Here is a 12928-nt window from a genome sequence, read left to right on the forward strand (position 1 = left end):
AGATCTGGTTGATTACCCGCTTGAGTGGCGACCTGGTTGCTATGCGCGCGAGAGCGAACCGGACGCGACCGACTGTGGAAAGCCGCGAGTATAGGAAGCGGCTTCTTGCATGGGGTTACGCCAAACTTTCTGAATATTCGTGACTGCAGCGGACGCAATCGCGACGATGAAGGCGGGCGTGCTGCGAGGCGCCAGAAGGCATCGATGCGCAGTTAAGAATCGGTAGGATGGTCGTAACGCGACGGGTGTGAGGGTGGCGGTATTGTGCGCACTCCACCCACCTCTATTCATTCACCATGCTCGACCATATCGCTCCGGCAGTGCTGGTTGCCGTATTGCGCGCCAGTTCCGCGCCGCTTTTTTCCGCCTGGATGGCCCGGGCATCGTCTTATGAACCGTGGGTCGAAGTCACGCGTGCGCAGCATCATGGCGAGATGGCTGGCGAACGGAAAACGGGCGTCGGAGAGGTGCGCAATGTCTGAACGCGCAGCGCTTGTCGTCGATTCGATTACCGGCCTTCAGTTGACGGAGGACGGCCTCTATCTGTTGCTGCATGGGAAGCAGCCGACCACGGCCATTCATCGATCGGTACTCAACGAACTGCTTGCCGCGCTGCCGAATGCGATTGAGCACTCGGACAGGCTGCTCAACAAGAACCCCGACACGGTCTTCGCGTTTCAGAGCTATGGATGGGAAATCGGCCGCCTGAATGGCACCGAGGTCGCCGTCATACGTTTCAGGCTGGCAGGCAATACCGGGCTGTCGTTTTCTGTGCCATGCGAGCAGATTCCTTTTCTGATCGAGGCGCTGAACGGCGTCGCTAACGTCAAGCCCGATCTCGTGACGTTGCAGTGAAGCTTGCTGGACGCACATTCGATTCGGGCCGGCGTCCGCCCGTCAATCAGACGCCACGATTTCGCTTTGATCTTTCGCAGAGTATTTCATGGGCTTGTGCTCAGGCCTATTGCCGCATTGGTGTTGTGCCTCTCGGCGCCGCTGCCGGTTTACGCGCAACTCGTCGATGCCGCAGCAAACGCCGAACGTACTTCCGATGCCTGGAGCCTGCGCCTTGCGCCGCAGCTCGCCGAAACGCCCGAAGAACCAGGTTCGAGCCCCGCGACGATTGCGCTGGGTGAATCGATGACAGGCAGCGTCGATACCGATGTTTCGTTAAAAGGCACTGCCGAGTTGCGGCGCTATGGATTCGTCGTGAAAGGCGACGCGCTGCACTATGACGGTGACCGCGACACGGCCGATGCGTACGGTCATGTCAGGATCGTTTCGAAGGGCGACGTGTTCGATGGTCCTTACGGCCAGTTGCATGTGGATGCGAACGAAGGGTTCATCGTCCAGCCGCGGTACCGCTTCTATCTGACGGGCGGCTGGGGAAGCGGCGAACGCGTGGACCTGCTCGACAACGAGCGCTCGCACATCGTCGACGGAACATACAGCACGTGTGCATGCACGGGAAATCCTGCCTGGTACATCCGGGCTGCTCAATTCTCGATGGACCAGGGTTCGGGCGAAGGCATCGCGCGCAATGGAGTCCTGTTCTTTCAGGACATACCCTTGCTGGCGAGCCCGTGGCTGTCGTTTCCGCTTGACGGCGCGCGCCGCAGCGGCCTGCTTGCCCCGACATGGTCGGTGAGTTCGAAGAACGGCGTGGACATCACGGTCCCTTACTATTTCAACATTGCGCCGAACTATGACCTGACCGTTGCGCCGCGTTACATGTCGAAGCGCGGCGAAATGCTGAGCGCTGACTATCGTTATCTGACGGACGCATCGTCGGGATCGTTGTCTTTCGCATGGCTGCCGGATGACGCGACGACCCATACGCGCCGTTATTCGATCGATCTGAATCACGTCTGGAATATCGGTTCCGGCTTCGGCGCATATGTGAACTACAACCGCGTATCGGACGCCAATGTCTCGACCGATCTCGGTTCGGGAAGCGCGTTTCCGACCAGTTCGACCACGCTTTATCAACAGGAAGCGGGCCTCACTTACCACAGCGGACCGTGGTCGGTTCTGGCACGCGAGCAGCACTGGCAATCGTTCTCGAGCGACTCGACCTACAACCGCGAACCGCAGGTCAACGTGCGATACAACCGCTATGACGTCGGCGGTTTCGACTATGGGTTCGAGGCGGATGCGGCACGCTTCACGCTGTCGTCGGCGGATGCGACGCAAGGCACGCGCTTCGTGTTCAATCCTTTCGTCAGCTATCCGATCGTGCGCCCTGGCTGGTTCTTTACGCCGACGCTCAAGTGGCACTTCGCTTCTTACAATCTCTCGTCGATCGCCTCCGATGCGCCGGCGGGGCAACCGAAGAACGTGAGTGTCAACATGCCGACATTGAGCCTCGACACCGGCACGACGTTCGAGCGCGCCGTGCGCATCTGGGGAAAGTCGTATATCCAGACGCTCGAGCCGAGGCTGTTCTACGTCTATACGCCCTATCGCAACCAGACATACATTCCGCTGTTCGACACGACGCAAGCGGATTTCGGCCTGGGCGAACTCTTCAGCGACAACACGTTTGCCGGCAACGATCGTGTGTCGGATGCAAGCCGCGTGACGGCCGCGCTCACTTCGCGCCTGATCGACGCGGCGACGGGCGACGAGCGCGCGCGCTTCGTCATTGCGCAGCGGTACGATTTTCATCAACCGCGCGTCACGCTATACGCCGACGAGGATACAGCGGACGTTGCCCGGACGGGCCTGATTGCCGGCAGTTCCGTGAAGATTGGCGCAAACGTTTCTTTCCAGAATGCGCTGGAATACAGCCAGGCGAACAACTATCTGACCCATGGCTCGATCGGTCTCGCGTGGTCGCCGGCGACGGCCCACGTGCTCAACGTCGCGTACCGGTACACGCGTGCAAACACAACGCTCGACTATGAGCCCGTCGACCAGTTCGTCGTATCCGGGCAATGGCCATTGTCGAGAACCGTGGCGAGCGTCGCGCGGGTCAACTACGACATGAGCACGCACCGTCTTATCACGGGACTTGTCGGGCTGCAATACGATGCGCAGTGCTGGTCGGTGGCGCTCGCCTTCGAGAAGTACACGAACTCGACGGGCAGCACGTCGTCGCCGAGCACGGGCACGCGCGTGTTGATGCAACTCCAGCTCAAAGGCCTGTCACGAAGCGATCGCGGCCTGCTGGAGCAGTTCAAGGCAGATGTGCCCGGTTATGCGTCGGCGCCTGCTGACGAAGCGCCGCTTTCGCTCTTCAGCGACTATCAATGACGTCGCTAAAGCCACTACATGCTCGTCCGCTCGTGCCGGAGGATTCCCTTTGGATCACGCGGCTGCGCGCCAGGCCTCGATCACTGCCGTGTCTAGCCCGAACTGGTCGAGTGCGCGGCTTACCGGGTGATCCACGATGTCATGAGATCGGTACCGGCGTCATCGGTGGCATGTTGTTCGCCACTTTCCTCGGCCTGTTGCTGTACGCTGCACCGACGCAGCGGTCCAATGGCAAAAAGGTCTCTCTCAACTACCGGTTTTGTCAAATACCAATTTCATCCAGGTCGTCATGCGGGGGTTTTATGACTTCGCCAGTCTCATCACGACTGCACTTTGGGCCATGCTCTACACACACGGTGCTTGTGCCGGTCTCTCGTCAGACGCGGCTGCAAGCGTTGCGCCGCGTCGGCAATGAGATATGCCGGGATAGCACCAGCATTGAACATCCCGAGGGTGAAAGCGTGGCACGACGCCGCCTCGTCGGTGAAGCGGTTCCCGTCCTTGCCCACTGCAATGAACCCGGGCTTGGGACGGTCAAGCATGAAGTGCCCCCACAACACCTTATCGCCAGTCTCGTTCGAAAACACTGACATTGGCACGTAGAAACCAGTGTCCTCGGAGTTGTGGTCGAGTCGCCCACCGGCCGATAGACCTGGACGAATACCCTCGCCGACGTTGCCAGGCAAGCCGAGTCCGAGCTCGACTGTGGGCTTGCGTGAGTGTTCCTGGCGCATTTCCTGGCTGCCCGTGTACCCGCCGGTCGCAATTGTCACGCGCCGACGAGCGCGGAACAATGTCAAGAAACTCCAGGGAATCCACTGGCAAATCTTGTCGGGTCCTTTTGCTGCAGGTGCACATGTTTCCCGCCCCAGCCTTGATGCGTGATTCCGTAACGTAGTCGGAGAACTTCCAGAACTTCTTGACAGAAGTCGTTCTTTAACAGATCATTCGACGTAAATCGAATATTGGTCATTGCCGATCTAGACCACCGTTGTCCGTTCACACACAAAGCCTCGATCTCGCAAGGTTGTACTTTCAGCAACGAACAGGAGAATCAATGAGCAAGCTTCAGTTGTCCGTCGCCGTAGGCAACTACGACCGGATCAGGCCGTTGGTCGACGGTGAGGTTCAAATCGAAGGCGTGGACCCGGTCTTCATGTTGCAGGATCCTGAGGAGATCTTTTTTCGCGCTTTCAGACACGCGGACTACGATATTTGCGAACTCTCGCTCAGCAGCTACTCAGTGAAGACTGCTGCGGGGACCTCACCCTACATCGCCGTGCCGGTCTTTCCGTCGAGAGCCTTTCGACACACGTCGGTTTATGTGCGCGCGGATAGGGGCATTAACAGCCCGGAAGACCTGAAAGGCAAGCGCATCGGCGTGCCGGAATATCAGCTAACGGCTAACGTATGGGTACGCCTTCTGCTGGAGGAGGAGTACGGTGTAAAGCCTTCTGATGTGACCTGGGTGCGCGGTGGATACGAAGATCCCACAAGGGTCGAGAAAATCACGCTGAACTTGCCTTCGGATGTCAAGCTGGAGAACGCTCCCGAAGGCAAGACGATCTCGAGCCTGCTGGCGGACGGGGAAATCGATGCCGTCATTGGACCGCGAGCGCCTTCATGCTTTGACCGTGGGCATCCCCAGGTCAAGTATCTGTTCGACGATCCGCACAAGGCCGCAGCAGACTGGTACGCACGTACCAAGCTGTTTCCTATCATGCACACGCTTGGAGTCAGGAAGACGCTCGCGGAGAGTCATCCCTGGCTACCGGGCGCATTGACGAAGGCATTTGAAAAGTCTAAAGCCCTTGCGTTGGCGCGGTTGAGCGATACGGCGGCTACGAAAGTTACCCTGCCGTTCGTCGAGGACCATCTGCGTGCTGCTCGCAAACTGATGGGTACGGACTTCTGGTCATACGGCTTTTCGGATAATGAGCATGCCATTGACCGTTTTCTCGCCCGCCATTATGCAGAGGGGCTGTCAAGTCGCCGGCTTGAACCGCGTGAGCTATTCCATCCGGCAAGCCTCGAAAGCTTTGCAATTTGAAGGAGAGCCCCAAGGATATGCCGGGATAAATGGACACGTGTCGTATGTTTCGTCAAGACAGAAGGACATCCTCACGGGCTACGCGCCCGATCATCAACGCGACGGCGACGACCGGCGACGGCTTCCAGGCGACACCTGTCATGCGCTGCATCTTGCCGTGCGGTGCGGTCGTCGTGCATCGGCTCTGAGCGTCAACCAGCGCTATATGCGCTGGCCAGGGCGACCCTTTGTAACTGGCAGGAGACAAACGATGAAACGTGCTTCGCTGGTTGACGTCCAGGGGTTCATCAATGAGCACCCGTTCGGCCGCTTTCAACGACTCATTTTTTTCATGTGCTTCGTGATTGTCATGCTGGATGGTTTCGACACTGCGGCAATCGGTTTCATCGCACCGTCGTTACTGACTGAGTGGCATCTCGCAAAGCCCGAGCTCGCACCAGTCCTGAGTGCCGCGCTCTTCGGCCTCGCGTTCGGCGCGCTCGTGTCCGGCCCTTTGTCCGACCGTGTCGGACGGCGGTCCCTGGTGGTCGGGTCTGTGCTCCTCTTCGGTGTTGCCTGTCTCGGGTCCGCATTCTCGACGAACATTGGTCAACTGACTGCGCTGCGCTTCATCACGGGCGTCGGTCTCGGCGCAGCGATGGCTAACGCGGTGACAATGATGGACGAGTTCTGCCCGACCCGACGCCGCGCAACTGTGACCAGCCTGATGTGCTGCGGATTCCCACTCGGCGCGGCGTTGGGCGGACTGCTTGCGGCATGGTTGGTTCCCCACGCTGGCTGGCGAAGTGTTCTGATGCTGGGCGGGGTCACACCGATACTCCACAGCGTCCTGCTATTGTTCAAGATGCCAGAATCGGTACGCTTCATGGTTGCAAATGGCAAGCCCGTAGCGCGCATTCGGGCAATACTGGTGCGTATCTCCCATGAAGCAATCAATGCACGCGGCTTCGCACTGACCGAGAGCTCGCCGGGAACGGGCGACAACGGGCTTGGCCTTGTGCTGTCGCGTTCATACATCGTCGGTTCGTTGATGCTATGGCTCGCGGCCTTCATGGGTCTCTTGATCATCTACGCGTTAATCAACTGGATGCCAATTCTGCTGAAGGATGCAGGCCTGAGCCTGAAGAGCGCGACGCTGATCTCCGCACTGTTCCCGCTTGGTGGTGTCGGAGCGGTGGTGTGCGGCGCGCTGATGGATCGTTTCAATGCAAATCTCGTGATTGCCGCGTGCTACGCGCTCGCAGCGATCAGCCTCTTTTGTATTGGAGCGACGGCAGCCAACCTGGGCCTGCTCGTGCCAATCGTACTTGTGTCCGGCGTGCTGACGAACACCGCACAAGCCTCAATGAATGCTCTGGCGGCCGCCTTCTATCCGACGGAAGGGCGTGGCACCGGTGTCGCGTGGATGCTCGGCATGGGCCGCTTTGGCGGGATCGCAGGCTCGTTTCTCGTAGCCGAACTCGTACGCTGGCATTTTACGTTTGCAAGTGTCTTCGCGACGATCGCCGTTGCCGGAGCCCTTTCGTGCATCGCTTTGCTGGTCAAGCAGCTTGCACCGCCGAACGCCTTCAGAACTGCGCCCGACGGAGTCAGATCGCTGAGTCATTGACCGGCCGGTAGTGGTGCCTCGCCATACCAGATGCAGATACCTGCCCCTGACGGGATTGAACAGGGGAAGCGTTTGAAGCCTTAAACGGTGTGCCATTCTTTCATGTGTGGGTCCGCGAATGCGCGAAGACTCTCCAATGCCATGGCCACCGCGATGCGATTGACGTTTTCGGAGTGCCAGTAGACCGAGACGGACCCGAAGCCCTCGAGTTGAACGGGCAGAATACGAAGCGCGTTCAATTGTTCGAATCGAAGGGCGGCCCGATGCGACGCGACGCCCACCAGTTCCGTGTTGTTCAGCAACGTCAGGTTGAGAATCGACGAATTGGATTCGACGCAGTGGCCTGGCAGCGCGCGCCCCTCCGCCGCAAGCGCTGCCTCCAGTGCAGTTCGCACAGGCGTGCCTTGCGGCCACACGATCCACGAATAGGCGAGGACATCATCCCAGGTGAGCGTTGAGTTCCCGGCGAGCGGGTGCTGCGGTCCTGCGACGAAGTTGATCGGCTCCGTATAGAGCGTCTCCGTCTGCAACTGCGGATCGTCGTACTGCTGACCGGACCGCCCAACGACGATATCCAGCTCGCCGCGCGCAAGCTGCGGCATCAGCTGGTTCATCGTGCTCTCCACGAGCCGTACCTGCGCGCGAGGCATGCGCTCCAGCAGCCGGGCCACAGCGAGGGGCACTGTATCGGCCGCCGATACGCCCGATGTTCCGATGTTCACGAGGCCGCTGCCGCCTTCACGCATTGCCTGCATGTCGTCGCGCGCAACATCGAGGTGTGCTTCGATGCGGCGCGCGTGTTCGATCAGCGCCTCGCCATACGACGTGGGCCGCAAGCCGCGCGCGTGCCGCTCGAATAGCGGCAGGCCGACGTCCTCTTCCAGCTCCTTGAGCCATTTCGACAGCGCCGGTTGCGTCGTATTGAGCGCCTGTGCCGATTGACTCAAATTGCCTGTGCTCGCGAGGCTCAGCAGCACCTGCAGATGCCTCAGACGAAGACGGTAAGTCCAGTCCATCGCCCAATCCTCCTGTCAGATTCCCGCTACGGCTGTGGAGATATATCCGAAACCGTATGGACTAGATGTTTTTGCCATTTTACTGGGTATAGCTTTATCGCATATAAATGATGCACAGGGTATAGGAGACCGACGCGTGATCCGCCGACGCGACCGACCCACGTGAGACCGAAAGGAGACGCGAATGACAGACAACAACCCAGGCGCATCGCGCGCGGCCTACTACGAGCAAATCGCGCGGCAGCGCATGTCGCCGCTGTGGGAATCGCTGCACAACCTCGTGCCGAAGACGCCGCAACCCAAAGCCCAGCCCGCGATCTGGAAATACGCGCGAGTGCGCGATCTCGTGATGCAGGCCGGCTCCGTCATCAGCGCCGAAGAAGCTGTGCGCCGGGTGCTGGTGCTCGAAAACCCCGGTCTGCCTGGCAAGTCCAGCATGACGCCGAACCTGTACGCTGGACTTCAGCTGATCCTGCCTGGCGAGATCGCGCCGAGTCACCGGCATACGCAGTCGGCGCTGCGTTTCATCGTTGAAGGCAAGGGCGCGTGGACGGCCGTGAACGGTGAGCGCACGACCATGCGTCCGGGCGACTTCATCATCACGCCGTCGTGGACGTGGCACGACCACGGCAACCCGTCGGTGGAAGACGGCGGCCAGCCCGTCGTGTGGCTCGATGGTCTCGATATTCCCCTCGTTGCCCAGATGGACGCCGGTTTTGCCGAGAACTACCCCGAGGCGACGCAGCCGGTTGCACGCCCCGAGGGCGACAGCTTCGCGCGCTTCGGTCACAACATGGTGCCGGTGCGGCATCGCGTGTCCGATCCCACCTCGCCGATTTTCAGCTACCCCTACGAGCGCAGCCGCGAAGCGCTCGACGCGCTGTATCGCAACGGCGAACTCGACGAGTGGGACGGCGTGAAGCTGCGTTACGTGAACCCGACGACAGGCGGCTGGCCGATGCCGACCATCGCGACCTTCATGCAATACCTGCCCGCCGGCTTTACGGGCCGCGCGTACCGCAGCACCGATGCGACCGTCTACTGCGTCGTCGAAGGCGAGGGCACCGTAAAGATCGGCAGTGACGAATTCACGTTCGAGCCGCACGACGTCTTCGTCGCGCCGTCGTGGGCGCCCGTGCAACTGTCGGCGTCGGCGGAAAGCGTGCTGTTCAGTTATTCGGACCGTCCCGTGCTTGCCGCGCTGAATCTGCTGCGCGAAGAACGCGGCTGACCAACCTGCCTTTCCAGACGCGCGTCCTGCACATGCGTATGTGCTCTCCCTTATCTGTCGACTTGAGATCATCATGACTTTTGTTTTCCCGCCCGAAGCACCCGTTGCCGTTCCCGTCGCCGGTAGCGACGCTCAATTCGCGGTGCGCCGCATCTATTGCGTGGGCCGCAACTACGCTGCGCACGCGCGCGAAATGGGCTTCGATCCCGATCGCGAGCCGCCGTTCTTTTTCTGCAAGCCGGCCGATGCCATCGTGCCCGTCGCGTACGGCGAGACGCTCGACCTGGCGTATCCGTCGCAGACGCAGAACTATCACTACGAAGCGGAACTCGTCGCGGTGATTGGCAAGGGCGGCGCGGATATTCCGGTCGAACAGGCGCTGGATCATGTCTGGGGCTACGCGGTCGGTCTCGACATGACGCGCCGCGACCTGCAGATGAAGATGCGCGAGATGGGTCGTCCGTGGGAAATCGGCAAGGCATTCGACCGTTCCGCGCCGATGGGCCCGATTCATCCCGCCAGCACGGTAGGTCACTTTGAAAGCGGCGGTCTGTGGCTGACCGTCAACGGCGAGACGAAGCAGAAGAGCGATGTGTCGCATCTGATCTGGTCAGTGGCCGAAACCGTTGCAGACCTGTCGAAGTTCTTCCGCCTCGAACCGGGTGATGTGATTTTCACGGGCACGCCTGAAGGCGTTGGCTCAGTGAAGACGGGCGACACGATGAAAGCCGGCGTCGAGCGTCTGGGCGAAGTGACGGTACGCGTGGCCTGATATACGTAATCTGTATTGGACGGAGGTCTACTCGTGCAACTCCATAGCTTCTTCAACAGCTCGGCGTCGTACCGCGTGCGTATTGCGCTCGCGCTCAAAGGTCTCGCGTACGACACGCTGCCCGTCAATATCCGCGTCGGCGAGCATCGCGCAGCGGATTACGTGGCGAACGTGAATCCATCCGCGTTGGTACCCGCGTTGATCGACGGCGATTTCAAGCTCGGCCAGTCACTCGCGATCATCGACTATCTCGACCAGACGCATCCCGAGCCGCGCCTGATTCCGCTCGAACCGGAACTGCGAGCGCGCGTGCTCGAACTTTCGACGCTGATTGCCTGCGACATCCATCCCGTCAATAACCTGCGCGTGCTGCGCTATCTTGAGACGGAACTGAAGGTTACGCCGCAGCAAAAAACCGCGTGGTATCGGCACTGGATCGCCCAAGGGATGGCGGGCGTCGAGCGCATGCTCGAACGCAGCAACGAAGGCCCGTGGTGCTTCGGCGCGCAACCGACGCTCGCCGACCTGTCTCTCGTGCCGCAGATCGCCAACGCGCTGCGCATGGACTGTGATTTGAGCGCCTATCCTCGCAGCCTCGCCGTGTATGAACACGCGTTGAAAAACCCGGCATTCGATGTCGCACAGCCGCAGCATCAGCCCGATTACATCGCTTGATCGCATGGGACCGGAGTGAGCGCTGAAGCGCTAACTCGGGTCGACATACGGTTGCATGGGACCAGAGTAAGCGCTGAAGCGCTAACTCTGGTCGACATACGGTTGCATGGGACCAGAGTAAGCGCTAAAGCGCTAACTCTGGTCGACACAGGAGACAGTTATGAGTGAGACAGACAAAGGGCGGCGCGTGCTCGTGATCGGCGGCGGCATTGGTGGCCTCGCCGCCGCGCTGGCGCTCGCGCGGCAGGGTATTCGAGTGCAACTGCTCGAGCAGGCTCCGGAAATCAAGGAGATAGGCGCGGGCATCCAGCTGGCCGCGAACGCGTTCAACGCGCTCGATGCGTTGGGTGTCGGCGAGGCGGCGCGCGGCCGGGCCGTGTTCACCGACTACCTGAGCCTGAGGGATGCGCTCGATGCGAAGGAAATCGCGCACATCGACGTCGGCGCGCCATATCGCACGCGCTTCGGCAATCCGTATGCGGTGATTCACCGCGCGGACATCCATCTGTCGATTCTCGAAGCCGTCAAGGATCATCCGTTGATCCAGTTCCGCACAAACACGCAGGTCTGCGCGCTCGATCAGGATGCCGACGGTGTGACCGTCACCGACCAGCATGGCGAGCGGTATAGCGCGGACGCGGTGATCGGTTGTGACGGCGTGAAGTCGGCGATACGCAAGGCGCTGATCGGTGACGAGCATCGCGTGACAGGGCATGTTGTGTATCGCGCGGTCGTCGATGTCGAAAACATGCCCAAGGACCTGCAAATCAATGCGCCTGTCGTGTGGGCGGGTCCGCATTGTCACCTGGTGCATTATCCATTGCGCGGCGGCCGGCAGTACAACCTCGTCGTCACGTTTCATAGCCGCGAAAAGGAAGAATGGGGCGTTCGCGAAGGCAGCAAGGAGGAAGTGCTGTCGTACTTTGAGGGCATTCATCCGCTGCCGCACCAGATGCTCGACCGGCCGACTTCATGGAAGCGCTGGGCCACGGCGGACCGCGATCCCGTAGAACGCTGGAGCGATGGGCGCGCCACCGTGCTCGGCGACGCTGCGCACCCAATGACCCAGTACCTCGCGCAGGGTGCGTGTCAGGCGCTCGAAGATGCGGTCACGCTCGGCGCGTCCGTTGCCGCGACCGATGGCGATTTCGAAGCCGCGTTCAAGCTGTACGAGTCGGCGCGTATTCCGCGCACGGCCCGCGTGTTGTATTCGGCACGCGAAATGGGCCGCATCTATCACGCGAAGGGTGTCGAGCGTCTGGTGCGTAATTCGCTTTGGGTCGGCCGCACGCAGGAACAGTTCTACGACGCGTTGGCGTGGTTGCACGGCTGGCGCGCCGAAGACTGTCTGAATGGCGCTGTCATTCGGTGATCGACTCGACGGCGCGCTACTTTGCCGCGCGCCTTTCCTCGCAGGTCAGTCCTTGCGCCACGCCGCAGCCATCGTGGCAGCAAAGTCCCGGTAGGATCTCGGCTGCCGTCCCAATAGCGTCGCCAGACGCTCGACGTCCGCGCTGGAGGCGACGGCACCATCCTGTTGATAGCGGTTCATCATGAGCCGCATGTCGTACGCCAGCCAGGCAGGGGCGACCGACTTGAGGCGGTCCTCAAGGACGTCGAGATCGTCACCACCATAGCGGATCGGACGTCCCAGCGCCTCGGTCCAGATAGAAACCACGGTCTGCGCATTGATCACGTCGGGACCGACGAGTTCGTAAGTCTCGCGTGGCAGCGGGCGCGCGGCACGCTCGCGGCGCAGCAGCTCGCGAGCGGCTGCTTCGCCGATATCGCGAACATCGACCATGGAAATGCCTTTCTCGCCGATCGGCATGCCGTACACGCCGTGCGAAAGCAGGGGCTCTTTCTGCCGGATGTCGTTCTGGATGAAATACGCAGGGCGCAGCACCGTCGCCGGCAGGTCGAGGTGTTCGATCATGCGCTCGACCGTATGTTTGCCGGTGAAGTGCGGCACGTCGACGTATTCGGCGCCCTTGAACACCGACAGATAGACCACGCCTTTCACACCGGCTTCGCGCGCGATGCTCAGGGTCTGCAGCGCCTGAGTCAGTTCGTCCGCAGCATTAGGCGCCAGCAGGAACAACGTGCTGACACCGTTCATCGCCTGGCGCACCGCATCGACGTCGGACAGATCGCCCTTGACGGCGACGTTGCCGGCCGGGAATTGCGCCCGCTCCGGTGTGCGGGTCAGTCCGCGGACCGCGGCGCCGCTGCCTCCCAGATGCTCGAGAACCTGTTTGCCGATGACGCCGGTGCTGCCTGTAACGAGGATTGCCATGACTGTTTCCTTGAAGTGGATGGG

General features: G+C 60.8%; 12 protein-coding genes. 9 read left to right on the forward strand and 3 right to left on the reverse strand.

What is annotated here, in order from left to right:
- The first annotated feature begins 296 nt into the window (after nt 1-296).
- The 3 genes from P3T23_RS30315 to P3T23_RS30325 all read left to right on the forward strand — a co-directional run bounded on the left by P3T23_RS30315 (nt 297) and on the right by P3T23_RS30325 (nt 3255).
- Nucleotides 297-482: a hypothetical protein gene (locus tag P3T23_RS30315; protein WP_429319775.1), complete on the forward strand. Its 186-nt coding sequence runs from the start codon at nt 297-299 to the stop codon at nt 480-482.
- The gene (locus P3T23_RS30320) at nt 475-855 is read left to right on the forward strand and encodes a hypothetical protein (protein ID WP_429319776.1); all 381 of its coding nucleotides are present in this window, start codon (nt 475-477) and stop codon (nt 853-855) included. The genes P3T23_RS30315 and P3T23_RS30320 overlap by 8 nt, the downstream gene beginning before the upstream one ends.
- Before the next feature lie 117 nt (nt 856-972).
- Complete coding sequence (locus P3T23_RS30325) at nt 973-3255, forward strand: LPS-assembly protein LptD (protein ID WP_429319885.1); 2283 nt, start codon at nt 973-975, stop codon at nt 3253-3255.
- Between the two features lie 320 nt (nt 3256-3575).
- Here the strand turns inward: P3T23_RS30325 and P3T23_RS30330 are convergent, their stop codons facing one another.
- Complete coding sequence (locus P3T23_RS30330; RefSeq protein ID WP_429319777.1) at nt 3576-4055, reverse strand: FAD-binding protein; 480 nt, start codon at nt 4053-4055, stop codon at nt 3576-3578.
- A gap of 257 nt (nt 4056-4312) precedes the next feature.
- Here P3T23_RS30330 and P3T23_RS30335 point away from each other — a divergent pair, with 257 nt between their 5' ends.
- Nucleotides 4313-5305: an ABC transporter substrate-binding protein gene (locus tag P3T23_RS30335; RefSeq protein WP_429319778.1), complete on the forward strand. Its 993-nt coding sequence runs from the start codon at nt 4313-4315 to the stop codon at nt 5303-5305.
- Between the two features lie 250 nt (nt 5306-5555).
- Nucleotides 5556-6914, forward strand: a complete 1359-nt coding sequence (locus tag P3T23_RS30340) for an MFS transporter (RefSeq protein WP_429319779.1) — start codon at nt 5556-5558, stop codon at nt 6912-6914.
- Nucleotides 6915-6994: 80 nt separating this feature from the next.
- Here P3T23_RS30340 and P3T23_RS30345 read toward each other — a convergent pair whose 3' ends face one another.
- Nucleotides 6995-7930, reverse strand: a complete 936-nt coding sequence (locus P3T23_RS30345) for a LysR family transcriptional regulator (protein ID WP_429319780.1) — start codon at nt 7928-7930, stop codon at nt 6995-6997.
- Nucleotides 7931-8114: 184 nt separating this feature from the next.
- Between P3T23_RS30345 and gtdA the strand changes: the two genes are divergently transcribed.
- From gtdA to P3T23_RS30365, 4 genes are all read left to right on the forward strand, one after another.
- Complete coding sequence (gene gtdA / locus P3T23_RS30350; RefSeq protein WP_429319781.1) at nt 8115-9161, forward strand: gentisate 1,2-dioxygenase; 1047 nt, start codon at nt 8115-8117, stop codon at nt 9159-9161.
- Between the two features lie 73 nt (nt 9162-9234).
- Complete coding sequence (locus P3T23_RS30355) at nt 9235-9933, forward strand: fumarylacetoacetate hydrolase family protein (protein WP_429319782.1); 699 nt, start codon at nt 9235-9237, stop codon at nt 9931-9933.
- Between the two features lie 33 nt (nt 9934-9966).
- Entirely contained in the window at nt 9967-10608 is a 642-nt protein-coding gene (maiA, locus tag P3T23_RS30360; RefSeq protein WP_429319783.1) for a maleylacetoacetate isomerase, read from the forward strand.
- A gap of 160 nt (nt 10609-10768) precedes the next feature.
- Nucleotides 10769-11980: a 3-hydroxybenzoate 6-monooxygenase gene (locus P3T23_RS30365; RefSeq protein ID WP_429319784.1), complete on the forward strand. Its 1212-nt coding sequence runs from the start codon at nt 10769-10771 to the stop codon at nt 11978-11980.
- Nucleotides 11981-12025: 45 nt separating this feature from the next.
- Here the strand turns inward: P3T23_RS30365 and P3T23_RS30370 are convergent, their stop codons facing one another.
- Complete coding sequence (locus tag P3T23_RS30370) at nt 12026-12904, reverse strand: NmrA family NAD(P)-binding protein (protein ID WP_429319785.1); 879 nt, start codon at nt 12902-12904, stop codon at nt 12026-12028.
- Nucleotides 12905-12928: the final 24 nt, after the last annotated feature.

The sequence above is a fragment of the Paraburkholderia sp. GAS448 genome, from assembly GCF_050435685.1.
In the GTDB taxonomy this organism is placed as follows: domain Bacteria; phylum Pseudomonadota; class Gammaproteobacteria; order Burkholderiales; family Burkholderiaceae; genus Paraburkholderia.